27 protein-coding genes are annotated in these 26,668 nt (G+C 70.7%); 14 read left to right on the top strand and 13 right to left on the bottom strand.

Annotated elements, in window-relative coordinates; genetic code table 11:
• Positions 1–8: 8 nt before the first annotated feature.
• Together G3576_RS00005 and G3576_RS00010 are read right to left on the bottom strand one after the other, a co-directional pair.
• Complete coding sequence (locus tag G3576_RS00005; RefSeq protein ID WP_164692286.1) at positions 9–191, bottom strand: Flp family type IVb pilin; 183 nt, start codon at positions 189–191, stop codon at positions 9–11.
• A 34-nt stretch (positions 192–225) separates the two neighbouring features.
• Positions 226–402 (bottom strand): Flp family type IVb pilin, encoded by a 177-nt coding sequence (locus tag G3576_RS00010; RefSeq protein ID WP_164692287.1) that lies wholly within the window; start codon positions 400–402, stop codon positions 226–228.
• Between the two features lie 405 nt (positions 403–807).
• Between G3576_RS00010 and G3576_RS00015 the strand changes: the two genes are divergently transcribed.
• The 5 genes from G3576_RS00015 to G3576_RS00035 are packed head-to-tail and all read left to right on the top strand — an operon-like array spanning position 808 to position 5,861.
• Positions 808–2,406 carry an ABC transporter substrate-binding protein gene (locus G3576_RS00015; protein WP_164692288.1) on the top strand — a complete coding sequence of 533 codons (1,599 nt, stop codon included), beginning with the start codon at positions 808–810 and terminating at the stop codon, positions 2,404–2,406.
• Positions 2,403–3,410 carry an ABC transporter permease gene (locus G3576_RS00020; RefSeq protein WP_164692289.1) on the top strand — a complete coding sequence of 336 codons (1,008 nt, stop codon included), beginning with the start codon at positions 2,403–2,405 and terminating at the stop codon, positions 3,408–3,410. The genes G3576_RS00015 and G3576_RS00020 overlap by 4 nt, the downstream gene beginning before the upstream one ends.
• Positions 3,407–4,300 (top strand): nickel transporter permease, encoded by an 894-nt coding sequence (gene nikC, locus G3576_RS00025; protein WP_164692290.1) that lies wholly within the window; start codon positions 3,407–3,409, stop codon positions 4,298–4,300. Before G3576_RS00020 ends, nikC begins: the two co-directional genes overlap by 4 nt.
• Positions 4,297–5,130 (top strand): ABC transporter ATP-binding protein, encoded by an 834-nt coding sequence (locus tag G3576_RS00030; RefSeq protein WP_164692291.1) that lies wholly within the window; start codon positions 4,297–4,299, stop codon positions 5,128–5,130. The genes nikC and G3576_RS00030 overlap by 4 nt, the downstream gene beginning before the upstream one ends.
• Positions 5,127–5,861 carry an ABC transporter ATP-binding protein gene (locus G3576_RS00035; protein WP_164692292.1) on the top strand — a complete coding sequence of 245 codons (735 nt, stop codon included), beginning with the start codon at positions 5,127–5,129 and terminating at the stop codon, positions 5,859–5,861. Before G3576_RS00030 ends, G3576_RS00035 begins: the two co-directional genes overlap by 4 nt.
• Here G3576_RS00035 and G3576_RS00040 read toward each other — a convergent pair.
• From G3576_RS00040 to G3576_RS00090, 11 genes are all read right to left on the bottom strand, one after another.
• On the bottom strand, positions 5,858–6,451 hold the full coding sequence (locus G3576_RS00040) for a type 1 glutamine amidotransferase domain-containing protein (protein WP_164692293.1): 594 nt from the start codon (positions 6,449–6,451) through the stop codon (positions 5,858–5,860). The two genes, G3576_RS00035 and G3576_RS00040, sit on opposite strands and share 4 nt — an antisense overlap.
• A 60-nt stretch (positions 6,452–6,511) precedes the next feature.
• Complete coding sequence (locus tag G3576_RS00045) at positions 6,512–6,796, bottom strand: hypothetical protein (RefSeq protein ID WP_164692294.1); 285 nt, start codon at positions 6,794–6,796, stop codon at positions 6,512–6,514.
• Positions 6,796–9,324: a cbb3-type cytochrome c oxidase subunit I gene (locus tag G3576_RS00050; RefSeq protein ID WP_328728139.1), complete on the bottom strand. Its 2,529-nt coding sequence runs from the start codon at positions 9,322–9,324 to the stop codon at positions 6,796–6,798. The genes G3576_RS00045 and G3576_RS00050 overlap by 1 nt, the downstream gene beginning before the upstream one ends.
• Positions 9,321–10,256 (bottom strand): cytochrome c oxidase subunit II, encoded by a 936-nt coding sequence (locus G3576_RS31175; protein ID WP_164692296.1) that lies wholly within the window; start codon positions 10,254–10,256, stop codon positions 9,321–9,323. The genes G3576_RS00050 and G3576_RS31175 overlap by 4 nt, the downstream gene beginning before the upstream one ends.
• A complete protein-coding gene (locus G3576_RS00060) occupies positions 10,253–10,606 on the bottom strand; it encodes a c-type cytochrome (RefSeq protein ID WP_207622588.1) in 354 nt (117 codons plus the stop codon). The genes G3576_RS31175 and G3576_RS00060 overlap by 4 nt, the downstream gene beginning before the upstream one ends.
• The gene (locus G3576_RS00065) at positions 10,603–11,301 is read right to left on the bottom strand and encodes a c-type cytochrome (RefSeq protein ID WP_164692297.1); all 699 of its coding nucleotides are present in this window, start codon (positions 11,299–11,301) and stop codon (positions 10,603–10,605) included. The genes G3576_RS00060 and G3576_RS00065 overlap by 4 nt, the downstream gene beginning before the upstream one ends.
• Positions 11,298–12,005 carry a c-type cytochrome gene (locus tag G3576_RS00070; RefSeq protein ID WP_164692298.1) on the bottom strand — a complete coding sequence of 236 codons (708 nt, stop codon included), beginning with the start codon at positions 12,003–12,005 and terminating at the stop codon, positions 11,298–11,300. The genes G3576_RS00065 and G3576_RS00070 overlap by 4 nt, the downstream gene beginning before the upstream one ends.
• Positions 12,002–13,780, bottom strand: coding sequence for a GMC family oxidoreductase (locus G3576_RS00075; RefSeq protein WP_164692299.1), 1,779 nt, complete (start codon positions 13,778–13,780; stop codon positions 12,002–12,004). Before G3576_RS00075 ends, G3576_RS00070 begins: the two co-directional genes overlap by 4 nt.
• Before the next feature lie 10 nt (positions 13,781–13,790).
• Positions 13,791–14,531: a gluconate 2-dehydrogenase subunit 3 family protein gene (locus G3576_RS00080; protein ID WP_164692300.1), complete on the bottom strand. Its 741-nt coding sequence runs from the start codon at positions 14,529–14,531 to the stop codon at positions 13,791–13,793.
• 11 nt (positions 14,532–14,542) lie between these two features.
• Positions 14,543–15,517, bottom strand: coding sequence for a cytochrome c oxidase assembly protein (locus G3576_RS00085; protein ID WP_207622589.1), 975 nt, complete (start codon positions 15,515–15,517; stop codon positions 14,543–14,545).
• 105 nt (positions 15,518–15,622) lie between these two features.
• Positions 15,623–16,663 (bottom strand): MBL fold metallo-hydrolase, encoded by a 1,041-nt coding sequence (locus G3576_RS00090; protein ID WP_164692301.1) that lies wholly within the window; start codon positions 16,661–16,663, stop codon positions 15,623–15,625.
• A 297-nt stretch (positions 16,664–16,960) separates the two neighbouring features.
• Between G3576_RS00090 and G3576_RS00095 the strand changes: the two genes are divergently transcribed.
• The 9 genes from G3576_RS00095 to G3576_RS00135 all read left to right on the top strand — a co-directional run bounded on the left by G3576_RS00095 (position 16,961) and on the right by G3576_RS00135 (position 26,668).
• The gene (locus G3576_RS00095; protein ID WP_164692302.1) at positions 16,961–17,737 is read left to right on the top strand and encodes an ABC transporter ATP-binding protein; all 777 of its coding nucleotides are present in this window, start codon (positions 16,961–16,963) and stop codon (positions 17,735–17,737) included.
• 40 nt (positions 17,738–17,777) lie between these two features.
• A complete protein-coding gene (locus G3576_RS00100; protein WP_207622637.1) occupies positions 17,778–18,470 on the top strand; it encodes an ABC transporter ATP-binding protein in 693 nt (230 codons plus the stop codon).
• Between the two features lie 46 nt (positions 18,471–18,516).
• A complete protein-coding gene (locus G3576_RS00105) occupies positions 18,517–19,767 on the top strand; it encodes an ABC transporter substrate-binding protein (protein WP_164692304.1) in 1,251 nt (416 codons plus the stop codon).
• Positions 19,768–19,840: 73 nt separating this feature from the next.
• Positions 19,841–20,725 carry a branched-chain amino acid ABC transporter permease gene (locus G3576_RS00110; RefSeq protein WP_164692305.1) on the top strand — a complete coding sequence of 295 codons (885 nt, stop codon included), beginning with the start codon at positions 19,841–19,843 and terminating at the stop codon, positions 20,723–20,725.
• Between the two features lie 2 nt (positions 20,726–20,727).
• Complete coding sequence (locus G3576_RS00115; protein ID WP_164692306.1) at positions 20,728–21,723, top strand: branched-chain amino acid ABC transporter permease; 996 nt, start codon at positions 20,728–20,730, stop codon at positions 21,721–21,723.
• A gap of 72 nt (positions 21,724–21,795) precedes the next feature.
• Positions 21,796–23,775 (top strand): methyl-accepting chemotaxis protein, encoded by a 1,980-nt coding sequence (locus tag G3576_RS00120; protein ID WP_164692307.1) that lies wholly within the window; start codon positions 21,796–21,798, stop codon positions 23,773–23,775.
• Positions 23,776–23,901: 126 nt separating this feature from the next.
• Positions 23,902–24,609, top strand: a complete 708-nt coding sequence (locus tag G3576_RS00125) for a DUF1028 domain-containing protein (RefSeq protein WP_164692308.1) — start codon at positions 23,902–23,904, stop codon at positions 24,607–24,609.
• Positions 24,609–25,598, top strand: coding sequence for an ABC transporter ATP-binding protein (locus tag G3576_RS00130; RefSeq protein WP_207622590.1), 990 nt, complete (start codon positions 24,609–24,611; stop codon positions 25,596–25,598). Before G3576_RS00125 ends, G3576_RS00130 begins: the two co-directional genes overlap by 1 nt.
• 23 nt (positions 25,599–25,621) lie before the next feature.
• Complete coding sequence (locus tag G3576_RS00135; RefSeq protein WP_328728144.1) at positions 25,622–26,668, top strand: ABC transporter ATP-binding protein; 1,047 nt, start codon at positions 25,622–25,624, stop codon at positions 26,666–26,668.

A 26,668-nucleotide genomic window follows, 5' to 3' on the forward strand; every position in this document is an offset into this window, starting at 1 on the left:
TCGGCGGATCAGAGCGTCAGCTTGGCGACGACGCTGGTGAAGAAGGTGCCGAGGCCGGTGCCGAGGGTGGTGAAGGCGGTGATGACGGCGGCGCCGAGGATGGCGGCGATCAGGCCGTATTCGAGGGCGGTCACGCCCTTCTCGTCCTGGCGGAGGGCGACGACGAGGCGGCGGAAATCGGCGAGGGACATGGTGGCGTTCCGTTCTGGAGGGCGGTTCGGCGGATCAGAGCGTCAGCTTGGCGACGACGCTGGTGAAGAAGGTGCCGAGGCCGGTGCCGAGGGTGGTGAAGGCCGTGATGACGGCGGCGCCGAGGATGGCGGCGATCAGGCCGTATTCGAGGGCGGTGACACCCTTCTCGTCCTGGCGGAGGGCGGCGAGGAGGCGGCGGAAATCGGACATGGGGTGATCCCTTTCTGGTCTGCCCCACGGCGCGGCCATGGGTGGGTAGGTGTTCACCGCGGCTCGGGCCTGGCTGCGGCGTGTATCAATATTGAGCCCGTAACGGTTTTATGATCGGTGCGCCTCAGGGTTGCAAGACTTAAGTTTGTCTTAAGTTTTAGACGAGTCATGCCTGGCGCCATCCCAGATCGTCGGAAAATGGCGGACATCCGCCGATGAGAATGCCATTCGCATCGTCTCAACCTATGCGGATCATCGCGACGCCCCAGCCACGGGCGATACCAACTCACGATTGCGTGAATGTCTCTGAAGTAAAATCGTGTCGCATTAAGCGAGAATCGCGGCCGGGCTTCCCCGCCCGGCATCGCTGCCGCTAGGCTTCCCGCATCGCCGGAGGACCGCCCGATGCATCCCAGCCTCACCCGCCGCACCCTGCTCGCCACCGGAACCGCCGCGCTGGCCGCGCCGGCCATCGCGCCTGCCGCGGCACAGTCGCCGCCTGGCGTCATCGTCATGGCCAAGCAGATCGACGACATCACGAGTCTCGATCCCGCGGAGGCATTCGAATATACCGGCACCGAAATCATCGGGAACGTCTACCGGAAGCTGGTGACCACGCCGAATGAGGATCCGGCGCGGCTGGTCGGCGACCTCGCGGAAAGCTGGACCACGTCTGATAACCGAATCTTTACGTTCACGCTGAAATCAGGGGTTAAATTCGCTTCTGGCGCGATCGTGACGGCGGAGGACGCGGCCTTCTCGCTCCGTCGCGCCGCCATCCTCAACAAGTCGCCCGCCTTCATCATCAACCAGTTCGGCTTCACCAGGGAGAATGCGGAGCAGCGCATCCGCGCCACCGATGCCCGCACGCTGGTGCTTGAATGCGCCGCGCCGACCTCGGCAAGCTTCCTCTACTACTGCCTCTCCGCCGCGGTGGGTTCGATCGTGGAGAAGGCCGTCGTCATGGCGCGCGCCCAGGGTGATGACCTGGGCAATGGATGGCTGAAGCAGAACTCCGCCGGCGGCGGCGCCTATGTGCTGCGCCAGTGGCGGGCCAGCGAGAGCGTGATGCTCGACGCCAACCCGAATGCCGATCCCGCGCCCCGCACGCGGCGAATCGTCATCCGCCACATGCTGGACAGCTCCGCCCAGCTGCTCGGCCTGCAGCGCGGCGACATCGACATCGCCCGCAACCTGGTGGCGGACCAGATCAATGGGCTGCGCAACGACAACCGCTTCCGCATCATGCCGCAGCGCAAGGCGAGCCTGATGTATCTCAGCCTGTCCCAGCGCCATCCGGCGCTGGCGAAGCCGGAGGTGCGCCAGGCCATCAAGCTCGCCATCGACTATGAAGGCATCCAGCGCAACATCGTCTCCACCACCTATGCCGTGCACCAGGCCTTCCTGCCGGAAGGCCTGCCCGGCGCGCTGACGGAGAAACCCTTCGCCCAGCGGCAGGAGGAAGCACGCGCCCTGCTGCGCCAGGCCGGCTACCCGAACGGGCTGGAAGTGGCGCTCGACTACTCCTCCGGCGCGCCCATCTCCGACATCGCCCAAGCCATCCAGGCGCAGCTCGGCGCCGTCGGCATCCGGCTGCGGATGGTGGCCGGGGAGATGCGGCAGGTCATCACGAAGACCCGCGCCCGGCAGCATGAGATGGCGATTGTCCGCTGGGGGTCCGACTATTTCGACCCGCACAGCAATGCCGAGGCCTTCAGCATGAACCCGGACAATGGCGACAATGCCCGGAACCGCACCCTGGCCTGGCGCGCGAGCTGGGAGATCCCGGAGATCACCGCCCGCACCGCGGCCGCCGTGACGGATACCGACAGCGCGCGTCGCGTCGCCACCTACCAGGCGCTGCAGCGCGAACACCAGCAGGTCTCGCCCTTCGTCATCATGCTGCAGGAGATCGAGGTGGCGGTGACGCGCGCCAATGTCACGGGCCTCGAGCTCGGCCCGATGAGCGACCGCACCAACTTCGCCGGAATCGTGAAGGCGTGAGGCTCCGCGCCCTTGGCGCGACGCTGGTCACCGTGCCGATCACGCTGTTCGGCCTGGTGCTGGTGACCTTCCTGATCGGCCGGGTCGTGCCCATCGACCCGGTGCTGGCCATCGTCGGCGACCGCGCGCCGCAGGAGGTGGTGGAGCGCGCGCGGCTCGAACTCGGCCTCGACCGGCCGCTGATCGAGCAGTTCTTCCGCTTCGTCGTACAGATCGCGCAGGGCGACCTCGGACGCTCGGTGATGACGGCGAACCCGGTCACCCAGGACATCGCCCGCTTCTTCCCCGCCACCTTCGAACTGGCGACGGTCGCGATCATCCTGGCCGCTCTGGTCGGCGTGCCGATCGGCGTGCTGGCGGCGGTGCGCGCGGGCAGCTGGACGGACCAGGCGGTGCGGCTCTTCTGCCTGGCGGGGCACTCCCTGCCGGTCTTCGTGCTCGGCCTGCTGTCCCTGCTGCTGTTCTACGCGAAGCTGGGCTGGGCGCCCGGGCCAGGGCGGCAGGGCATCGCCTATGAGGACATGGTCGATGTGCGGACCGGCGTGCTGACCCTCGATGCGGCGCTGGCGCGGGATTGGGGCGCCTTCTGGGACGCCCTCGCGCACCTCGCCCAGCCCGCGGGGGTGCTGGCCTTCTTCTCCCTCGCCTATATCGCCCGGATGACGCGCGCCTTCATGCTGGCGGAGCTGTCCTCCGAATACGTCACCACCGCCCGCGCCAAGGGCCTGTCGGAGACGCGCATCATCTGGCGCCACGCCTTCCGCAACATCGCCATCCCGCTGGTCACGGTGCTGGCGCTGACCTATGCGGGGCTGCTGGAAGGCGCGGTGCTGACGGAGACGATCTTCTCCTGGCCCGGCCTCGGCCAGTACCTGACGGTGTCCCTGCTGAATGCCGACATGAATGCCGTGCTCGGGGCGACGCTGGTGGTGGGGCTGATCTATGTCGCGCTGAACCTCTTCGCCGACCTCCTCTACCGCCTGCTGGACCCGCGCGTGCGATGATCAGCCGGGCATGGCTCCTGAGCGACCAACCCGCGTCGCGCGCCCAGGCCGCCTGGGGGCGGCGCTACCAGGCCTGGCTGGCCTTCCGCCGCGATCCGCTGGCCGTCGCCGGGCTCGCGGTGGCGCTGGCCATGCTGGTGATGGCCGTCTTCGCGCCGCTGCTCGCGACGCATGACCCCGGCGCGCAGGACCTTGCCAACCGGCTGCAGCCGCCCTCCGCCGAGCATTGGTTCGGCACGGATGAGCTGGGGCGGGATGTCTGGTCGCGCATCCTCTACGGCGCCCGGATCACCCTCGGCATGGTCGTCGCCGTGGTGCTGCTGGTGGCGCCTGTCGGCCTGCTGGTGGGCTGCGCGGCCGGTTACGCGGGCGGATGGCTGGACCGCATCCTGATGCGGGCCACGGATGTCTTCCTGGCCTTCCCACGGCTGATCCTGGCGCTGGCCTTCGTCGCCGCCATGAAGCCCGGCGTGGAGAGCGCCATCGCCGCCATCGCGCTGACGGCCTGGCCGCCCTATGCCCGGCTGGCGCGGGCGGAGGCGCTGCGCATCCGCGATGCCGACTTCATATCCGCCGTGCGCATGGCCGGCGCCTCCCCCTGGCGGATCGTGCTGCGGCACGTCGCGCCGGTCTGCATCCCGTCGCTGGTGGTGCGCGTCACGCTCGACATGTCCTCCATCATCCTGACGGCGGCGGGGCTCGGCTTCCTCGGCCTTGGGGCTCAGCCGCCGCTGCCGGAATGGGGCACGATGATCGCGACGGCGCGGCGCTTCATCCTGGAGCAGTGGTGGGTGCCGGTGATCCCGGGCATCGCCATCTTCCTCGCCTCCCTGTCGTTCAACCTGCTGGGCGACGGGCTGCGGGACGTGCTGGACCCGAAGCAGCGATGACGCATCCCCTGGTTGAGATCGCGGATCTTCGCGTCGATTTCCCGGGCCCGAACGGCTTCGTGCCCGCCGTGCGCGGCGTGTCGCTGACCATGGGGCGGGAGAAGCTCGGCATCGTCGGCGAGTCCGGCTCCGGCAAATCCGTCACCGGGCGCGCGCTGATGCGCCTGCTGCCGCCGCAGGCGCGCGTGGCGGGGTCGCTGCGCTTCGATGGCATCGACATCGCGGCCGCCACGCCCCGCGCCATGCGGAAGCTGCGCGGCGCCCGCATCGGCCTGGTGCTCCAGGACCCGAAATTCTCGCTCAACCCCGTCATGACCGCCGGCGCGCAGATCGCGGAGGCCTGGGCCACCCATCAGCGCGGCAGCGCGCGGGACGCCCGCGACGCCGCGATGCGCCTGCTGGAACAGGTGCTGATCCGCGACCCCCGCCGCGTCTTCGACGCCTATCCGCACGAGCTCTCCGGCGGCATGGGCCAGCGCGTGATGATCGCGATGATGCTGGCGCCGGAGCCCGACCTGCTGATCGCGGACGAACCCACCAGCGCGCTCGACGCCACCGTGCAGGCGGAGATCCTGCGGCTGATTGACCGCCTAGTCTCCGACCGCGGCATGGGGCTGATGCTCATCAGCCACGATCTGCCGCTGGTCTTTCGCTTCTGCGACCGCGTCGCCGTCATGTATGCGGGCCGGGTGGTTGAGGAGGTGGCCGCGAAGGACCTGCACGCCGCGACCCATCCCTATACGCGGGGCCTGCTGGACTGCATGCCGCGCCTCGATGCGCCGCGCGCGCGGCTCCCCGTCCTCACGCGCGATCCGGCCTGGCTGGCATGATCGAGGTCCAGGACCTCCATGTCCGCTTCGGCGGCGTCCATGCCGTGCGCGGCGTCTCCTTCGCCATCGCGGCCGGGGAGAGCTTCGGCCTGGTCGGCGAGAGCGGCTCCGGCAAATCGACGGTGCTGCGCGCGCTGGCCGGGCTGATCCCTGGCTGGACGGGCGCGATGACCCTGCAGGGCAGGCCCCTCGGCGCCCGCCGCGACCGCGCCTTCTTCCGCAGTGTGCAGATGGTGTTCCAGGACCCCTATGGCTCGCTGCATCCCCGCCAGACCGTGGACCGCATCCTGGCGGAGCCGCTGGCGATCCATGGGCTTTCCGATGCCGAGGCCCGCATCCGCCGCGCGCTGGAGGAAGTCGCGCTCTCCCCCATCGTCCGCTTCCGCTACCCCCACCAGCTCAGCGGCGGCCAGCGCCAGCGGGTCGCCATCGCCCGCGCCCTGATCGCCGACCCCTCCGTGCTGCTGCTGGACGAGCCCACCAGCGCGCTGGATGTGTCGGTGCAGGCGGAGGTGCTGAACCTGCTGGCGGACCTCCGCGCCGCGCGGCAACTCACCTGCATCCTGGTCAGCCACAACCTCGCGGTGGTGGCGCATCTCTGCGCGCACCTCGCGGTCATGCAGCAGGGCCAGGTGGTGGAGGCGCTGGATGTCGCCAGCCTGCGCGCAGGCCAGGCCCAGCACCCCCACACCCGTGACCTGGTCGCGCTGTCGCGCGACCTGGAAGCTTAGCCCGCCGCGCGCGATGCGCCCTGGTCATTCGCGCCGCGACGCTCGTGGCGCCCCTCGCGGAACTCCTCGATCATCTTGCGGCAGAAGGCCGGGATGTCGCCGGGGTTGCGGCTGGTGACGAGGCCCTGGTCGGTGACGACCTCCGAATCCTCCCACTGCGCGCCGGCGTTCCGCAGATCGGTCTTGAGCGACGGCCAGGACGTCATCCGCCGGCCGCGCACGCCCTCGGCATCGATCAGCGTCCATGGGCCATGGCAGATAGCGGCGATGGGCTTGCCGGACTGCACGAAGTGCTTCGTGAAGACCACCGCCTTCTCCGTCATGCGCAGCGTGTCCGGGTTCATCACGCCGCCGGGCAGGACCAGCGCGTCGAAGCTCTCGGCCTTGGCCTCATCCAGCGTCTGGTCGACGGCAACGCTGTCGCCCTTCTCGTCATGCTTGAAGCCCTGGATGGTGCCGGACTTGATGGAGACGATGGAGACGCTCGCACCCGCTTCCTTCAGCGCGCGCACGGGCTCCGTCAGCTCCACCTGCTCGTAGCCATCGGTTGCCAGCACCGCGACCTTCTTGCCGCTCAGTTCATTGGCCATGCTCAAATGCTCCTTCGAATGTCCCGGCGGAAAGCGCGCCGCGCACCCCGATGGTTCCATTCAGCAGGCCGGCAGGGCGAGCACCGGTGCCGCTTCCCACACCACCGCGAGCGCCGAGAAGGCCGCGATGCCGACCGCGAGTCCGCCGAGGAAGCCGCCCCGGCTGCGCCGCGCCACCACGGCCAGGACCAGCAGCAGCGCCAGCGCGACCACGCTGGCGCCGATGACGAGCGGCATGACGATGCTGGGCCGCCCGACCTCGCAGGCCAGCGCCTGGCCGCCATAGACCAGGCCGAAATGCAGCGCCCAGATGACGATGCCGAGGAGGGAGGCCGCGACGCCCATCACGCCACCCCCGCGCCGCGCGGGAAAAGGTGCGTCAGCGCCAGCCCCGCCAGCGCCTGTCCCACGACGTAGAACCAGAACAGCCGCACCACGTCGAAGCTCACCCGCCGCACGGCACCCACCAGCCCCGCCGCGATGCGCGCCACCACATACATCGCCATGACGGCGATGATGCCGAGGTGCAGAAGCTGCCAGAACTGGTTGGCGTAGAGCGAGGCGCCGAAGGCATGCGCGGTCGGCCGCACGCCGGCCTCCCACAGCGCCTGCAGGTCGAGCCCCATGCCGGCGCCGAGCAGCGCCAGCGCCACCAGCAGCAGCGCCGCCACCGCCCATCGCCCGCCGCGCTTCAGCACGGCATCGGACAGCATCACCACCGCCGCGCTCGCCGCCACCAGCGCGGCGCTGATCGCGGGCGCCATCAGGCCGGGCAGGGTGGTGCCGGAGGGCGGCCAGGATTCCGGCCCGTTAGACAGCCAGAGGAAGATGTGGGTGAAGGCGACGCAGCCGAAGACCGTGCCATCCACCAGCATCAGCACCACCACGGCCCACCAGCCGAGGTTGTCGCGCCCCGTGACGTAGAGCGGCAGCGTGTAGCCGCCGCCGATATCGGCCGGCCCGCGCACGGGTCCGAGATCCGTGCCGGTCCACAGCCAGTAGAGCACCGCCGCCAGCGCCACCGCGCCGAAGGCCGCGCTGATCATCACCCATTGCACCGTCAGCGCCAGGAAGAAGCCCGCCGTGCCGACAGCGGCGATGACATGCGCCCAGCCAGGCCCGGGCACGATGGCGATGTATTGCGGTGCGGCATCGACCGCGCTGGTCACCAGCGTCTCCCGGCGCCCGCTCACGGTCCCCGGCAGGAAGTGCTGCCCGGCCTCCACCTGCGCCGCCAGCCCGGGCTGGTCCCAGAGCGGGTCGCGGGAGGTGATGAGGGGAATGCTCCGCGTGTTGTAGTTGCCCTGGGGCAGCCACTCCAGCGATCCCGCCTTGTGCGGATTGGAATCCGTCCCGCCCGAGGACATGCGGAAGTTCTTCGCGAGGTCCGCGATCAGCAGCACGATCCCCAGCGCGGAGACACCCGCGCCGATGGTGGAGAGGATGTTCCAGAGCTCCAGCCCCATCCCCTCGGGATAGGTCCAGACGCGCCGCGGCATGCCCATCAGCCCCGCGACATGCATCGGGAAGAAGGTCAGGTTGACGCCGCCGAAGAGCAGCCAGAACACCCAGCGCCCGTATCGCAACCCGCCGCCCGACGCCAGCGGTGCCCAGTAGTAGAGGCCGGCCAACAAAGGAAACACCATGCCGCCGATCAGCACGTAGTGCAGGTGGGCCACGATGAAGTAGGTGTCGTGCGCCTGCCAGTCGAAGGGCACGACGGCCACCATCACGCCGGTCAGCCCGCCGAGGACGAAGATGAAGAGGAAGCCGATGACGAAGAGCATCGGCACCTCCATCCGCGGGCGGCCCGACGCCAGCGTCGCGATCCAGGCGAAGACCTGCACGCCGGTCGGCACCGCGACGGCGAAGGACGCCGCGCTGAAGAAGGCGAGCGACAGGGAAGGGATCCCTGTGGCGTACATGTGGTGGACCCAGAGCCCGAAGCTCAGGAAGCCCGTCGCCACCAGCGCCGTCGCCACCAGCCCGTAGCCGACAAGCCGCGTGCCGGCCATGGCCGGCACGATCATGGAAACCGCGCCGGCGGCCGGCAGGAAGATGATGTAGACCTCCGGGTGGCCGAAGAACCAGAACAGATGCTGCCACAGCAGCGGATCGCCGCCGCGCGCCGACAGGAAGAAGGGCCAGTCGAAGGCGCGTTCCAGCTCCAGCAGGATGGTCGCCAGGATCACTGCCGGGAAGGCGAAGACGATCATCACCGCGAAGACCAGCATGGCCCAGGCGAAGATCGGCATGCGGCCCAGCGTCATCCCCGGCGGGCGGTTGCGCAGCACGCCCACGATGATCTCGATGGCGCCGGCGATGGCGCTGATCTCGATGAAGCCGATGCCGAGCAGCCAGAAATCCGCGTTGATCCCGGGCGAGTATTCCTTGCCGGTCAGCGGCGGATACATGAACCACCCGCCATCGGGGGCGACACCCCAGAACAGCGAGAGGAAGAAGAAGAAGCCGCCGATGGCATAGGCCCAGAAGGCATAGGCCGAGAGCCTCGGGAAGGGCAGGTCCCTCGCCGCCAGCATGGCGGGCAGCAGGTAGACGCCCAGCGCCTCCACCGCCGGCACGGCGAAGAGGAACATCATCGCCGTGCCATGCACGGTGAAGACCTGGTTGTAGGTCCCGGCCTCCAGGATGTCGTTACCGCCGACGGTCAGCTGCGCGCGCATCAGCAGCGAAAGGATGACGGCGAAGACGCAGAACAGACCGGCGGTGCCGAGGTAGAGCACCCCGATCCAGTTGTTGTTGACGACAGTGACGAAGCGCCAGCCGCGCGGACGTTTCCAGACTTCCTCCAGCGCCTCCAGCTCCCCCTCCGGCCGGGGCAGGGGGTTCGGCAGCGCTTGGGTCGGGGTCACTTCAGGCTCTCCAGCCAGGCGGAGACGGCGCGGAGTTCCGGGCCATCCAGCGCATTCGCGAAGCTCGGCATGCGGTTGCCGGGCTTGAGGTCCTGCGCGCCGGCGATCCAGCCCGCGATCGTGCCCTCGTTCATCGGCAGGGTGCCCGCGCCGATGGTGAGCCGCCCGCCGAGTGCCGTCAGGTCCGGCCCGATCCGCGCATCCCATTCCGTGCCGCGCACGGCATGGCAGCCGCCGCAGCCGGCGGCGGCGAAGACGGCCCGCCCCATCTCATGCTGCGGCGGCGTGGCGGCGGGCAGGCGCTGGCGGTCCAGCCAGGCCTCGTAGGCCGGCGGCGTTTCCGCCACCACCATGAAGGCCATCAGCGCATGCTGCGTGCCGCAGAATTCCGTGCATTGCCCGCGCATCGCGCCGGGCCGGTCGGCGCGGATGGTGCGCCGGTTCACCAGGCCCGGGATCATGTCGATCTTGCCGTGCAGCGCGGGGATCCAGAGGCTGTGGATCACGTCGCTGGCCGTGACTTCCAGCACCACGTCGCGGCCGGTCGGGATGCGGATCTCGTTGGCGGTGACGATGCCGCCGCCGGGCAGCGTGCCGGGGTAGCGCACCTCCCACCAGAACTGGTGGCCGATCACCTCGATCCGCAGCGGCGGCTCCCCGCCGGGCATGGGCAGGCCGAGTGCGCGGGCGAGCCCCAGCGTGTGCAGCAGCAGCGCCGTCAGCACCACCACGGGCATGACGATGCCGCCCGCCACGATGAAGCGCGGATTGCCGAGCGTGCGCCGCACCCGCGCCGCGCCATAGAGCGCGACGAGCAGGAAGCCCAGCACCGCGACGAACAGGATCAGCCCGCCACCGAAGAGCAGCCAGGCCAGCGTCGCGAGCCTGTCGCCATCCGGCCCGGCGGTGTCGAAGACGTTCTGGCTGTTCATCGCAGCGTCACCAGGAAGGCCGCGACATGGCGGAGCTGCGCGTCATCCAGCGCCGGCGCCGGCATGGCGGTGCGCGGCGCGATCGCCGCTGGGTCGCGCAGGAAGCGGATCAGGTTGTCCGGCGTGTTCGGCAGCACGCCGGCGACGTAGCCGCGGCGCGCGAAGCCCTGCAGCGAGGGCCCCGCATGGCCCTGCGGCGCGCCGGAACCGGGCACCACATGGCAGGCCGTGCAGCCCTGCGCGGCGACGATCCTGCGCCCCTCCGCCGCATCGCCGCCGGCGATGGTCGGGACAGGATCCTCCCCGCAGCCCATCAGGAGCAGCGCCGCGATGATCGTGAAGCGCCTCACGGCGTGCGGAGGGAGGCGAACCAGAGCGCGACGGCGTCGATCTCCTCCTCGCTCATCCCCGCGGCGATGGCCGGCATCACCGCCAGCGCGCCGGGCCCCCGGGCGCCATGCTTCCACAGGCGCAGCTGCAACGCCGTGTAGCCGGCATACTGCCCCGCCAGCGCCGGCACGCCCGGCGGGCCGCCCTCGCCACGCTGGCCATGGCATTGCACGCAGGCGGTCACGCCGCGATCGGGCGCGCCCACGGCATGCAGGGATGCGCCCAGCTGCGTGACGCGCGCAGGCGCGGTGGGTGCCGCCGGGATCGGCGCCGTCTGCGCCGCATACCAGGCGGCGACATCCTGCATCTGCCGGTCGGTCAGCCCGCGCGCGATGGGCGTCATCGCCGCATTCGGCCGTTGCCCCTGCGCGTAATCCTGCAGCGCGCGATAGAGGTACCAGGCCGGCTGGCCGCCGAGCCGCGGAAAGGCGCCGCTGCCATCCCCCGCGCCGTCGATGCCGTGGCAGGACACGCAGGACCACCCGGCCTCACGCTCCCCGCCCACGGCCACGGCGCGACCGGCACGGGGGTCGCCCGCCTGGGGCTGCGCCTGTTGCGGCGCGGGCCAGAGCGGGGCCATGCCGAAGCGCGGCGCCTGCTGCGCCGCCGCGGTGCCGGCCAGCAGCAGCGCGCAAGCGATCAGCGCGCGCCTCATCGCAGCACCCCGGTGCCGGTGCTGGCGGCCGCCTGGCGGACGCTGGCGAAGTAGAGCGAGACGGCCTTGATGTCGTCATCCGACAATCGCTTCGCGATCTGCGCCATCGCCTGGTGGGACGCGCCCTCGGCCGGCGCTTCGCCATCGCGCCATGCGGTCAGCCTGGCGGCCAGGTAGCCCGCGGGCTGGCCGGCCAGGCGCGGATAGATCGGCGCGATGCCGATGCCGGCCGGGCCGTGGCAGTTCTGGCAGGCCTGCACGCCGATATCGGCGCCGCCGGAGGCCGAGAGCATGCCGCCGCGCTGCAACAGCATGACGTCGCCGAGCGGCTGCGGCTCCGGCACCCGCACGGGCTGCGTGGCGTAGTAGATCGAGACATCGCGCCGCTGCTCCGGCGTCATCGCCGCGGCGATGGGGGACATCACCTCGTTCCGCCGCGCGCCGCTGGCATAGCGGTCGAGCTGCAGCAGCAGGTATTCCGCGCTCTGCCCCGCCAGCGCGGGGAACAGCGCCGCCTGCTGCCCCGCGCCATCGAAGCCGTGGCAGGAGAAGCAGGCCCCCTGCTGCCCCTGGCCGCCGCTGCCAGCGGCCACCGCGCGGCCGCTGGCGATGCGCTGCGGATCGGGGCGCGCGCCCAGCAATTCCTCCGCCGCCACGCCGCCCACCACCGCGATCGCCACGGCGATGCCGAACGCGGCCCTCATGCCTGCACCAGCGGGCGCGGGTCGCGCATGTAGTCGTCCCGGATCGCCCGCGCGGCCCAGAGCGCCAGCGCCCCCACCGTGCCGGTCGGGTTGTAGCCTGGATTGTGTGCGAAGGTGCTTGCGCCCATGACGAAGACGTTGTGCGCGTCCCAGCACTGCAGGTAGCGGTTCAGCACGCTGTCGCGCGGGTTCGTGCCCATGATGGTGCCGCCCGTGTTGTGCGTGGTCTGGTAGGGCACGACGCTGTAGCGCCCGCGCCGCCGGCTCGCCTCCACGCGCCCGTTGCGGGGGGCGGCGATGACGCGGCCGATCTCCTCCGCCTTGTCCGTCACGAAATCCGCCATCAGCCGGTCATTGGCCGGGAAGTCGAAGGTCATGCGCAGCAGCGGATTGCCGAGGCTGTCCCTGTAGGTGGGGTCCAGGTCCAGGTAGTTGCCGCGATGCGGCATGGACGATCCGTGCACGGACAGGGAGAGCGTGGAGTTGTAGTGCCGCTTCACCGCCTGCTTCCACGCGCTGCCCCAGCGCGGCGTATCGCCCGGCACCGGGTGATGCTCGATCGGTCGCCCGCCGGTCGTATAGGCCGCGATGTAGCCACCGCCGACGAAGCCAAGGCCGCCGTGGTCGAATGCCTCCCCGTTCCAGTCGTTGATCGCGGCCCCCAGCGCGCCCGCGCCCATATAGGGGTTGATGCGCGTGCCCTCATCCATGAAGACGGAGACACCGGCCATGGTCTGGTAGGTGTAGTTCTTGCCGACGCTGCCTTCGCCCGTCGCGGGATCGTAGGGCTGGCCGATGCCGGAGAGCAGCAGCAGCCGCGCATTGTGGTAGGCGAAGGCGCAGAGGATCACGAGGCCCGCGGGCTGGAACACCTCCCGCCCCATGCCGTCGATGTAGGTCACGCCCGTCGCCCGCTTTGCCGTGCGGTCGTATTCGACTCTCGTGACGGTGCAGAGCGTGCGCAGCTCGAATTCGGGCTTGCCCATCAGTGCCGGCAGCACGCAGACCTGCGGGCTGGCCTTGGCGAAATGCTCGCAGCCGAAGCGTTCGCAGAAGCCGCAGGCGTTGCAGGGCTGCATCTCGCAGCCATAGGGGTTGCGGTAGGGGCGGCTGAGATTAGCGGTCGGCACGGGGAAGGGATGCGCGCCCACCTCCGCCGCGGCGCGGGTGAACAGCGCCGCCGCGTTGGGCTGCGGCATGGGCGGGTTCGGGAATTCGTCGCTGCGCGGCGCCTCGAAGGGATCGCCGCCGGGCTGGATCTGGCCTCGCAGATTGCCGGCCTTGCCGCCGATGCCGCAGATCTTCTCGAAGCGGTCGTAATGCGGCTCCAGCTCCGCATAGGTGACGCCCCAATCCTGGATCGTCAGCCCCTCCTGGATGATGCCGCGGCCATAGCGCTGCTCCAGATGCGACTTCAGCACGAAGTCGCTTTCCTGGAAGCGCCAGGTCTGGCCGTTCCAATGCACGCCCGCGCCGCCCAGGTGATTGCCGGGCAGGAAGGAACCGAGCTGCCGCACCGGCAGCGCGACCTCCGCCTGGTAGTTGCGGAAGGTCACCGTCTCCGTCGCGGGATCGAGCATGAGGCCGTGGCGCACGGCGTAGCGCAGCTCGTCATGCATGGTGGGGGACTGGAAATCCGGCACGGTCTGCCGCGGATGCCCGCGTTCCAGGCCGACGACGCGGTGCCCCGCATCCGTCAGCTCCTTCGCCAGCAGCGCGCCGGTCCAGCCCATGCCGACAAGGACGACATCAACCTCGGGAAGCCTGGTGGTCATGGGGCGTCCCTCAGCGATGGTTCATGGGCGCGGCGTGGTGCGCATGCTCGGCCATCGCCTGCGCAATGCCGCGCGGCGTGCGGTCGAAGCGGAGGTTGTGGCGCCCGACCAGCTCCACATAGCCGGCATAGGGACCGGGGAAGCCCACCAGCTTCCAGCCGATCATGTCGCGGTTGCCGCCATGGATCGGGTCGCTGAAGAAGCCCTCGATCGTGTTGGCCAGCAGCGTCTCGAAGAACAGGGATGACGGCGCGGCCTCGAACACCGCCTCGCCGGTCTCCAACTTGCGCAGCACCTCGTCCTGCAGCCGCTGGTCGAGGTCCTGGAAGGCGCGGCCGTAATTCTGGCGCGTCCAGCCGGCGAAGGCGGGCAGGGCGGCGCGGTAGAGCGTGGCGGGGGTGAAGGGCAGCTGGTAGCCCTGCTCCGCCGTGCCTTCCCGGAACGGCCCCTGGCGGTAGAGCCGGCTGCCCGTGCCGTAGCTGCCGGCCAGCTGCCGGTCGATGAATTCCGGCACCCCCGCGGCGATGGCGCCGGGGCTTTCGGGATCGGCGGGGATCAGCCGCTCCATCGCCGCGGAGACCATCGCGGCCTCGTCACCGGTGAAGAACTCCCAGACATGCGGGGCAGGGGGCGCCGCCGGCGCCTGGCCATGCGCATGGGGCTGCGCCTGTGCTGGCACGACGACCGGCGTCGCTGCCGCGGTGCCGCCGGCGATCAGCAGGCCGCGGCGGGAAAGGTCGGGCGTGCTCATCGGGTGTTCCTTCACAGGCCGCTCTTGGCACGGCATTGCTCGAGCACGGCATCGCGCAGTCCTTCGCAGACGGCACCGAGGACGCGTTCGCGACGATCGGCGCCCTCGCGGACAGGGGCGGCTCCGGGCTGCGGCCCGCTGCTGCCCGTCGTCACCTCGCCGGTCGTCAGCACGCCGACGCTGACCGGCGCGCGGGAGGTGGCGCCCGGCGTCGTGGTGGTGGCGTCATTGCCCTGCGCGAAGGCGAGGCCCGGCGCCAGCAGCAGGAGCGCGAGCGCCACCGTCGCGGGCTTCAGCAGCCTCGCCATGCCGGCGGCCAGCACGGCGCCCAGCAGTAGCCCGCCCGGCACCCACATCAGCAGCCCGCCCAGCTGCTGGTCCTCCAGCACCGAAAGGCCCCAGGCGAGGGTCACGCCCTCGACGTGTTCCGCGTAGAGCGCCCGCGGCGCGAAGGTCAGCAGCGCGCCCAGCACGCCCATCTGGATGGCGGTGACCAGCCCGGCCAGCGCCGCCGCTTCCGGCCGCGGCGCCATGCCGCGCAGCAGCGCGACCCAGAGCCAGACGGCGCTGCCGAGCAGCGTGGCGTGCATGGCCCAATAGGCGTTGCCATCGGGCGCGAAGGTGGCGGCATAGGCCAGCGGCGCGTGCCAGAACCACAGCGCGGCGCCGAAGGCGAAGGCGGGCAGCGCCGTGCCGATCGGCCGGCCGCGCGCCAGGGCCGTGGCCAGCAGCGGCGCCGCCACGAGCGCCACCAGCAGGTGCTGGCCCGACCGCGCGGCGAAGAGCGCGACGGAAAGGTTGCAGAGCGGCGACACCAGCGCCGCCGCCAGCACCGCCCAGCCCAGCAAGGGCAGCGTGGCCCTCCGCGCCGCCGCCGCCAGCGTGCCCAGCGCACCCGCGGCCAGCAGCGTGATCAGGACAGGGTCGAGGTTCCAGGCGGCGCCGCCGGGCAGGGGCGCCGCGCCGCAATAGGGTATGCCTGACATGCCGAGCCCCTCGTCGCCTCAACAGGCCAACGGAGCGAAGGCGGATAGGTTGCAATGACGGCGCGCGGCGCCGATCACGCCGCGTTCAGCGAGGAGGGAGCGTTCTCAGCCGGGGCAGCGATACCGCGTCACGCCATCCGCCCCCGCTTCCCGCAGCAGTCGTCCGCGCGCCACCAGCCAGTTCAGATGCGCCAGCCCCTCGCCGATGACGAAGAGAATCTGGTCCAGGTCGTAGTCGCGCTGGAACATCAGCCGCGCCGCCTCATAGGCCGTGCGCGGCTGCACGCAGATCGCCTCCAGCAGCGCCAGCCGTTCGGCGTGATGCGCGGCCAGCACCTTGATCCGTTCGTGCAGCCCGAAGAAGGGATCGCCGTGGGAGGGCAGGACGAGCGTGTCCTCCGGCAGCGCCAGCAGCCGATGGTTGCTGTCGAGGAAATCCGCGAGGGGATCGGCCTCCGGCTCCGGCGGGAAGACGCCGACATAGGGGGAGATGCGCGGCAGCACCTGGTCGGCCGCGATCAGCACGCCGGCGTCGCGGCCATGCAGCAGCATCATCTCCGGCGCATGGCCGCGCCCGACATGCAGCGTCCAGTCCGCATCGCCCACGCGCAGCACCTGCCCCGCGGCGATGCGCCGGTGGCGGAGCGGCAGCGGCACCACATCCGGCCGGTAGAAGGGCCGCCGCCCCAGCACGTGCCGCAGATACTCGGGCGGCGCACCCGCCTGCTGCCCCAGCGCGGCCTGCTCCGTGATCAGGGATGCCGGGTCCTCCAGCAGCAGCAGCCGCGCCTGCAGGTATTCGCTGCGCGCCATCAGCAGCGGCGCATCCCAGCGGTCGCAGATCCAGCCCGCCAGGCCGACATGGTCGGCATGGAAATGCGTGACCAGCACGCGGGTGACGGGAAGCCCCTCCAGGTATTCCGCGAAGATGGAATCCCAGGCGAGGCGCGTCGCGGGCCGGTTGATGCCCGCATCCACCAGCAGCCAACCCGCGCCGTCGCGCAGCAGCCAGCAGTTCACATGCCAGGGCGGCCCTTCCAGTGGCATGCGGATCCAGAGCAGCCCGGGCCGGATCGCCACCGCCTGGCCAGGGCCGGGCGCCTCGGGAATCCCGGCCCGCGTCGCGTCGCCGTCGGAAATGGTCATGCCCCTTCGATGCGAACCACCTGCCTACATCCCAGGCAGCCGGGCGGCCATCCCGGCTGTCATCGATCGGTCCCGCCAGCGCCTTCTCCCGGGTCCGCTTCAACACCTGCCGGTAGCCTGCGGGCTTCCCACTGTTTCAGTCACATGCGCCCTTGCGTCGCGCGCCGCGCCCCTCCATGAATGCAGGCAGCGCACGGCGGGCATGCGCCGGGGGCATCGCGATCGGGTTACCGGTCGGGCACCCTCGGAGCCTCACGACCTTTCCGGCGCGACAGGGGCAATGGGAGGCGTTCGAGGGTGTCCGACACGATCCTCGAGACCGAGGGGATGACGAAGGAGTTCCGCGGCTTCGTCGCGGTCAGCGACGTGCGGCTGCAGGTCAAGCGCGGCACGATCCACGGACTCATCGGCCCCAACGGCGCGGGCAAGACCACCTGCTTCAACCTGCTGACCAAGTTCCTGCCGGTGACGCGCGGGAAGATCAGCTACGAAGGCCGGGACATCACCAACCTGAAGCCGGCCGACATCGCGCGGCTCGGCCTGGTGCGGTCCTTCCAGATCTCGGCGGTCTTCCCCCACCTGACGGTGCTGGAGAATGTCCGCCTGGCGTTGCAGCGCGCGCGCGGCAATTCCTTCGATTTCTGGCGTCCGGAATCGCTGCTGAAGCAGTACGACTCGCGCGCCATGGAACTGCTGGAGGATGTCGGCCTCACGGGCTACGCCCGCCACAATGCGGGCGAGCTTCCCTATGGCCGCAAGCGGGCGCTGGAGATCGCGACGACGCTGGCGCTCGAGCCCACCATGATGCTGCTCGACGAACCGACGGCCGGCATGACGCATGACGACGTCGATCGCATCGTCACCCTGGTGAAGCGCGTGGCGGCCGGGCGCACCGTGCTGCTGGTGGAGCACAATCTGAAGGTCGTGGAAGGGCTCTGCGACACCATCACCGTGCTGGCCCGCGGCGCCGTGCTGGCGCAGGGGGACTACGCCACGGTGTCGCGCAACCCCGAAGTCCAGGCCGCCTATCTCGGCACCGATCCCGGCATCGCGGGGAGCACGCAGCATGGCTGAGGCGATGACCATGGACCGCCCCGCCGCGACGGGCGCTTCCATGCTGGAGGTGCGGAACCTCGAGGCCTGGTACGGCGAAAGCCATGTCCTGCACGGGATGAACATCGACATCCGGCAGGGCGAGGTCGTTACGCTGCTCGGCCGCAACGGCGCGGGCAAGACCTCCACGCTCCGCGCCATCATGGGGCTCACGGGCCGCCGCTCGGGCTCGATCAGGTTCGAGGGCCAGGAGACCATCGGCCTTCGCCCCGACCTCATCGCCCGCGCCGGCATCGCCTATTGCCCGGAGGAGCGCGGCATCTTCGCCTCGCTCGACGTGACGGAGAATTTGATGCTGCCGCCGGTGATCGCGCCGGGCGGCCTCAGCATCGAGGAGATCTACACCCTCTTCCCCAACCTCAAGGAACGCGCGCGCAGCCAGGGCACCAAGCTCTCGGGCGGCGAACAGCAGATGCTCGCCATCGCGCGCATCCTGCGGACGGGCGCGCGGCTGCTGCTGCTGGACGAGCCGTCCGAAGGGCTCGCCCCCGTCATCGTCCAGCAGATCGGCGCCATGATCCGCAACATCAAGCAGCGCGGCTTCACCGTGCTGCTGGTGGAGCAGAATTTCCGGTTCGCGCAGACCGTCGCGGACCGGCACTATGTCGTCGAACACGGGCGTGTCGTGGACGAGGTGGCGAACCATGAGCTCACCGCCAGCCTCGACCGCCTGCACGAATACCTGGGCGTCTGACAAGCCCAGCGGCCGGATCCATCGGACATCCTCGGAGGAAGCAGCAATGAGCCTTGACCGCCGTTCCGTCATCAAGGGCGCCCTGGGCGCCGCGACCCTGCCCGCGCTGGGCGGGCTGCCCTATCGCAGCGCCCGCGCGCAGGCGGCCAACACCATCCGCATCGGCGTGCTGAACGACCAGTCCGGCCTCTATCGCGACATCTCCGGCCCGGGCTCCACCCACGCCGTGCAGATGGCGGTGCGCGAATCCGGCATCACCCAGCGCGGCATCAATGTGGAGGTCGTGCAGGCGGACCACCAGAACCGCCCGGATGTCGGCTCCACCGTCGCGCGCCAGTGGTATGACCAGAACGGCATCGACGTGATCGTCGACGTGCCGACCTCCTCCGTCGCGCTGGCCGTCAGCACCATCACGCGGGAGAAGAACAAGCTCTTCATCAATTCCGGCGCCGCGACCTCCGACCTCACCGGCCCCGCCTGCTCCCCCAACACCATCCACTGGACCTACGACACCTACATGCTCGGCAAGGGCACGGGTGGCGCGATGGTGGCGGCCGGCGGGCGCACCTGGTTCTTCATCACGGCGGACTACGCCTTCGGCCATGCGCTGGAGCGTGACACGACCGCCTTCGTCAACGCCGCCGGCGGCCGCGTGCTGGGCGGCGTCCGCACGCCCTTCCCGGGCACGACGGACTTCTCCTCCTTCCTCCAGCAGGCGCAGCGGTCGCGCGCCAACGTCATCGGCCTGGCCAATGCGGGCGGCGACACGATCAACTCCATCAAGCAGGCGGCGGAATTCCGCATCACCCGCGGCGGCACCAAGCTCGCGGGCCTGCTGGTCTTCGTCACCGACGTGCACTCGCTCGGCCTCGAAGTGGCGCAGGGCCTGGTGGTGACGGAAAGCTTCTACTGGGACCTCAACGACCGCACCCGCGCCTTCACGCAGCGCCTCGGCCAGATGCCGGGCAACCTCCGCCCCTCCATGGTGCAGGCGGGCTGCTACTCCGGCGTGCTGCACTACCTGAAGGCGGTGGCGGAGATGGGTGTCGCGGCCGCCAAGGCCTCCGGCGCCGAAGCCGCTACCCGCATGAAGGCGATGCCCACCAGCGACGACGCCTTCGGGGAGGGCACCATCCGCGCCGATGGCCGCAAGATCCACCCGGCCTACCTGTTCGAGGTGAAGACCCCGGCCGAAAGCCGCGGCGCCTGGGACTACTACAAGCTGATCTCGACGATCCCGGCGAATGAGGCCTTCCGCCCGCTGACGGAAGCCGCCTGTCCGCTGGTCCGTTCCTGATCCTGCCCGCGCCCCGGGGGTGACAACCCCCGGGGCCTCCTGACCGACCACCCAAGCGGGGCGCTGCTGCGGTATGGAAGACCTGCTGTTCGAGATCCAACTGGCCCTGCCGCAGGTCATCCTCGGCGTGATCAACGGCGCCTTCTATGCGCTGCTGTCGCTCGGCCTCGCCGTCATCTTCGGCATGCTCAACGTCATCAACTTCGCCCATGGCGCGCAGTTCACGCTGGGCGCCTTCGTGGCGTGGATGCTGCTCTCCTGGCTCGGCATCGGCTACTGGCCGGCGCTGATCCTGGCGCCGCTGATCGTGGGTGCGATCGGCGTCGCGATGGAACGGGCCATGATCTCCCGATTGTATCGCATCGACCATCTCTACGGCCTGCTGCTCACCTTCGGCTGCGCGCTGGTGATCGAGGGCGTGCTGCGCAACAATTTCGGCTCCTCCGGCCAGCGCTACGCGCCGCCGCGGGAATTCGGCGCGCTCGACCTCGAACTCGGCGACTTCTTCCTGCCGGGCTATCGCGTCTGGGTGCTGATCGCCGCCACCACCGTCTGCCTGGCCACCTGGCTCGTCATCGAGAAGACGAAGGTCGGCAGCTACCTCCGCGCCGCGACGGAACGCCCGCAGCTGGTGCAGGCCTTCGGCATCAACGTCCCCCTGATGATGACGCTGACCTATGGCGCCGGCGTGGCGCTGGCCGCCTTCGCCGGCGTGCTGGCCGCGCCGATCTATTCCGTCAGCCCCGCCATGGGCGCCAACTTCATCATCACCGTCTTCGCCGTCGTGGTCATCGGCGGCATGGGCTCCATCGCGGGCTCCATCGTCACGGGCTTCATGCTCGGCCTGATCCAGGGCATCACGGAGGTGTTCTGGCCCGAGGCCTCGCAGACCGTCGTCTTCGTCATCATGGCCATCGTGCTGCTGACGCGGCCGGCCGGCCTGTTCGGGAGGGCCTGATCATGGCCGAGGGCAGCATCGCCACCGCATCCCCCGGCGCGCCCCCCGCGACCGATGAGGCTACCTTCTTCGGCTTCACCCGCCCCCAGGCGGCGGCCTTCCTGGCGCTGGTCGTCATCGTCCTGGCCAGCCCCTTCGTCGTCTATCCCTTCTTCCTGATGAAGCTGCTCTGCTTCGCGCTCTTCGCCTGCGCCTTCAACCTGCTGATCGGCTATGTCGGGCTGCTGAGCTTCGGCCACGCCGCCTATTTCGGCATGGGCGCCTATGTCAGCGGCTATGCCGCCAAGGCCTGGGGCGTCACGCCCGAAGTGGCCATCCTGCTCGGCGCCGCGACGGGCGCGCTGCTCGGCATCCCCTTCGGCTGGCTCGCCATCCGCCGCACCGGCATCTACTTCGCCATGATCACGCTGGCGCTCGCGCAGATGGTCTATTTCTTCTGCGTCCAGGCGCCCTTCACGGGCGGCGAGGACGGCATCCAGGCCATCCCGCGCGGGCATCTCTTCGGCATCTTCGACCTGAGCAGCGACTTCGCCATGTACTGGGTGGTGGCCGGCGTCTTCCTGGGCGGCTTCCTGCTGATCCACCGCGTGGTGCATTCGCCCTTCGGCCAGGTGCTGAAGGCGATCCGGGACAATGAGCCGCGCGCCATCTCGCTGGGCTACCGCACCGACGACTACAAGCTGATGGCCTTCGTGCTCTCCGCCGGCCTGGCCGGCCTGGCCGGCGCGGTGAAGGCGCTCGCCATGCGGATCGCGACCCTGACCGATGTCCTCTGGACGATGTCGGGAGAGGTCGTGCTGATGTCGCTGGTCGGTGGCCTCGGCACCATCTTCGGCCCGGTCGCGGGCGCCGCCGCCATCGTCACCATGCAGACCTACCTGGCGGAATTCGGCGCCTGGGTGCTGGTGATCCAGGGCGTCATCTTCATCGCCGCCGTGCTGGCCTTCCGCCGCGGCATCGTGGGGGAGATCGGGAACCTGCTGCGGGTCAAGCTGTAGGTTCTGTCACTTTACAGTGATGGTTAAGGGTTTCGGCATCAACCTGCACCCCGGTCCCCTGGGGTGCACATCATGCCGCGACTCTTCCGGACGCTTGCCGCGCGGATCCAGATCGTCCTGGTGCTGCTGTCGCTCTGCGGCGTCGGCGGCGGCGTCGCCGCGCTCTACATCGTCACGGACTACAATGACGATGTGGAGGAGATGGAAGTCGCCCTGGCCCGCGCGCGCCTGACCGCGCAGCTCGATGGCCAGGTCTATGCCGTGGTGATGGAAAGCCGCGGTCTCTACCTCTCGAAGGACATGGCGGAGGTCAACCGCTTCGGCGCCGGTCTCCGCCGGCATCTCGCTTCCATCGACCGCCACCTGCGGGAGCTGGAAGCGAAGACCCCGCCCGGCGATCCCACCGTGCTGCAGGTCGCCGCATCGCTGCGCGACTTCATGCGCTTCCGGGAGGAGATGGTCCGCGTCGCCCAGGCCGAGGGCGCCGCCGGCGCCGACCGGATGGGCAACAACGAGGTCAACCGCGCCAACCGCACCGCCGTGAACCGCGCGCTGGATGCCGCGACGCAGCGCTTCATGGCGGAAGCCGATGCCCTGACGGCGGAGATCAAGGCGCATGGCAGCACGCTCGGCCTGACGGCGCTGATGGCGATCGGCGGGCTCTCCGCCCTCGGCGGCCTGCTCGCGATCCTGCTGCTGCGCCGCCAGGTCATCCGCCCGCTCTCCCGCCTCACCGCCGCGATGGGCGACATCGCGGAAGGCCGGCTCGACATGGCCGTGCCGGAGACGGCGCGCGCGGACGAGGTCGGCGCCATGGCCGCGGCGCTGGAGGTGCTGAAGCGGCGAAGCCAGGACGCCGTCCGCCTGCATGCCGAACAGGACGCCATCCGCGAAGCCGCCCATGCCGCGGAGACCCGCTCGCTTCGTGCCATGGCGGACCGGGTGGAGGCGGAGGCCCGCACCGCCGCGGAGGCGATGGGCCACCAGGTCACCCGGGTCGCCGCCGATGCGGAGGCCATGAGCGCCCAGGCCGCCACCGCCGCGACCGCCACCGCGGATGTCGGCGCCGCCGCCCGCGCCGTGCTGGAGAACGCCGAGAACGGCGCCGCCGCGACCGAGCAGATGACCGCCAGCATCCGCAGCATCGCGACCGAAGTCGGCGCCGCCGCCGCGGCCACGAGCCGCGCGGTGCGGGAGACGGAGGCCGGCAGCCAGGCCATCGCCGGGCTGCAGCAGGCGGTGGCGCGCATCGGCGACGTGGCGCGGCTGATCGGCGACATCGCCGGCCAGACCAACCTCCTCGCGCTCAATGCCACGATCGAGGCCGCGCGCGCCGGGGAGGCCGGCAAGGGCTTCGCCGTGGTGGCGTCGGAGGTGAAGGCGCTGGCCAGCCAGACCGCCCGCAGCACGGAGGAGATCGCCCGCCACATCCAGGAGGTCGGCACCGCGACGGAAGCCGCCGTCGGCGCCGTGCAGGCGACGCTCGGCACCATCGCCGAACTCGACCGCATCGCGGGCAGCATCGCGGCCGCCATGACGCAGCAGCAGGGCGCCGCCACCGACATCGCCCGCACCGTCGCCGGCACCGCGACGGCGGCGCGGGAGATGACGGGCCGCATCGCCTCGGTCGGCGAGGCGAGCCGCGAGGTCGGCGATCGCGCCGCCGCGGTCAACGGCGCGGCCGCCAGCGTGGCCGATGGCATGGCCGCGATGCGGCGCGCCCTGGTGCAGGCGGTGCGCGGATCGACCGATCAGGTGGACCGCCGCGGCGCGCCACGCCTGTCCACCGACCTGCCCGCGGTGCTGCGCGCCGATGGGCATGTCCACGCCGTGCGGGTGGACAGCATCGCGGAGGGTGGCGCCGCGCTGTCCAAGGCGCCCGCGCTGCGCGGCGGCACGGCGGTGACCCTCGACCTGCCCGCGCTTGGCCGAACGCTGGCCGCGCAGGTGCTGGGGGAGCAGGACGGGCAGCTCCGTCTCGCTTTCGACCAGCCGCTGGAGCCGGCGGCGCTGCGCGACCTGACGGGCGAAAGGTCCAGACAGGCCGCCTGATCGCGGCCGGCATTGCCGCCGGCCCAGGCAGTCTGGCCGGCGCTTGGGCAGATTCCTGCCCCGTGGCGCGCCAAGACGCTGGGATGCAGGCTTGCTTCCACGCAAGTCTGTGTCACATGACCCCCCATGACCTGGTCCATCCTTGCGCGAGACGCGGCGACGGGCGAACTCGGCGTCGCCGTCGCCAGCCGCTTCCTGGCCGTCGGCGCCCTTTGCCCGCGGGTCGAGGGCGGCGTCGGCGCCGCCGCCACCCAGGCCCTGGTGAACCCCTTCATCGCGCCCCGCGCGCTAGAAGGGCTGAAGGCGGGGCAGGGGCCTGAGAGGGCGCTGGCCGACCTGATCGAGGCCGATGCCGGAAGCGCCACGCGCCAGGCCCATGTGCTGGCCGCCGATGGCCGCAGCGCGCGGCACACCGGCGCCGATTGCGTCGGCTGGTGCGGCCATGTCTCGGGCCCGGACGTCTCCGTCGCCGGCAACATGCTGGCCGGCCCGCAGGTGATCGAGGCGACGCGCGACGCCTTCCTGGGCAGCGCGGGCCTGCCGCTGGCCGAACGCCTGATGCTGGCCATGGAAGCCGGGGAGGCCGCCGGCGGCGACAAGCGCGGGCGGCAATCCGTCGCGCTCCAGATCGCCTCGGACGGCCCGATCCCCGACCTCGACCTGCGGGTCGATGACCATGCGGACCCGCTGGCGGAGCTGCGGCGCATCTACCGGGTCTGGCACGGCTATACCCGCCATTTCCGGCGCTTCCTGCCGGGCGTCGACCACCCCGGCGTCTTCGACCGCGCCGTCATCCAGGCGGCGATCGCCGCGGCGCAGGCGGAGACCGAGTGATGGCCGATCCCGTCCTCGAACTCCGCGACGTCACCATCAGCTTCCCGACCGATCGCGGGCTGCTGCGCCCGGTCGATGGCATCTCCTTCGCCGTGGCACCGGGCCGCACCACCGCCGTCGTCGGCGAAAGCGGCTGCGGGAAATCCGTCACCGCCCTCGCCATCATGGGCCTGCTGCCCTCCGGCGGCCGCATCGGCGGCTCCATCCGCCTGGCGGGGCGGGAGGTCTCGACCCTGACGCCGGAGGAATGGCGCGGCAAGCGCGGCGGCGAGATGGCGATGGTGTTCCAGGAACCCATGACCAGCCTCAACCCCGCCTTCACCGCCGGCGAACAGGTGGCGGAGGCGCTGCGCATCCACCAGCGCCTGGACCCGAAGGCCGCCTTCGACCGCGCGGTGGAGATGCTGGCCCGCGTCCGCATCCCCGATGCCGCGCGCCGCGCGCGCCAGTACCCGCACCAGCTCTCGGGCGGCATGCGCCAGCGCGTGATGATTGCCATGGCGCTGGCCTGCCGCCCGCGCCTGCTCATTGCCGATGAGCCCACCACCGCGCTCGACGTCACGGTGCAGGCCCAGATTCTCGCCCTGATCGACGAGATGAAGCGGGAGACGGGCACGGCCGTGGTGCTGATCACGCACGATCTCGGCGTCGTCGCCGACCATGCCGACGATGTCGTCGTCATGTATGCCGGCCGCGTCGCCGAACGCGCGCCGGCGGAGCAGCTTTTCGCAACGCCGCAGCACCCCTACACGATCGGCCTGCTCGGCGCCGCGCCGAAGCTGGAGGGTGGCGCCGCCCGCCTGGCCAGCATCGAGGGCACGGTGCCGGACCTGCTGCACCCGCCCGCCGGCTGCCGCTTCGCCGCCCGCTGCCCCTTCGCGATCGAGAAATGCCGGGAGCAATCGCCGCCGCTGGGCGAGGTCCTGCCCGGCCACAACGTCGCCTGCTGGCGCGCGCCGCTCGACACCCTGCTGGAGGTCGCCGCGTGAGCGGCGCGGGCGGAAAAATCGGCGTGACCGCGCCGATGCTCGAACTGCGCGACGTCGCCCGTGCCTTCCCGGTGCGGGACGCGCTCGGCCGCTCCAAGGGCGCGGTGCGCGCCGTGGATGGCGTCTCCCTCAGCGTCCCGCGCGGCAGCGTGCTCGCCATCGTCGGCGAATCCGGCTGCGGCAAGTCCACCCTCGGCCGCCTGGCGCTGCGCCTGATCGAGCCCGATTCAGGCAGCATCCTGTTCGAGGGCGAGGATCTTCGCAGCCTCTCCGCCGCCGCGCTGCGCGCCCGGCGCCGCGACATGCAGCTGATCTTCCAGGACCCTTTCGCCAGCCTCGACCCGCGCATGACGGTGGAGCAGGCGGTCGCGGAGCCGCTCCGCCTGCACGGCATCGTGCCGCGCGCGAAGGAGCGGGACCGGGTGGCGGAGCTTCTCTCCCGCGTCGGCCTCAGGCCCGAACTCGCGCGGCGCTGGCCGCATGAATTCTCCGGCGGCCAGCGCCAGCGCATCGCCATCGCCCGCGCGCTCGCCTCCGGCCCCAAGCTGATCGTGGGCGACGAGCCGGTCAGCGCGCTCGATGTCTCCGTGCAGGCGCAGGTCATCAACCTGCTGCAGGATTTGATCCGCGAACTCGGCCTGACCTTCGTGCTGATCAGCCACGACCTCGGCGTGGTGCGCCACATCGCGGATCGCGTCGCCGTCATGTATCTCGGCCGCATCGTGGAGGAAGGGCCCGCTGCCGAGGTGTTCGGCAACCCGAAGCACCCCTACACCCGCGCCCTGCTGGCGGCGGTGCCGGGGCAGGGCAGGGGGGCGGCCGCGCTGCTGGAAGGCGATGTGCCGAGCCCGATCAACCCGCCCAGCGGCTGCCGCTTCCGCACGCGCTGCCCGCATGCGGAGGCGATCTGCGCGGAACAGGTCCCGCCGCTGGCCGATCACGGCCACCGCGCCGCCTGCCACCTTCAGCACCAGCTTCCCCCGGCCATCGCGCGCCACGAACGCGATGCCGGGGGCGAACGCCTGAAGCGCCTGCAAGCCTTCTTCAGCGACCAGAGAACGGGAGAATGA

Source organism: Falsiroseomonas algicola (assembly GCF_011040385.1).
Classification (GTDB): domain Bacteria; phylum Pseudomonadota; class Alphaproteobacteria; order Acetobacterales; family Acetobacteraceae; genus Falsiroseomonas; species Falsiroseomonas algicola.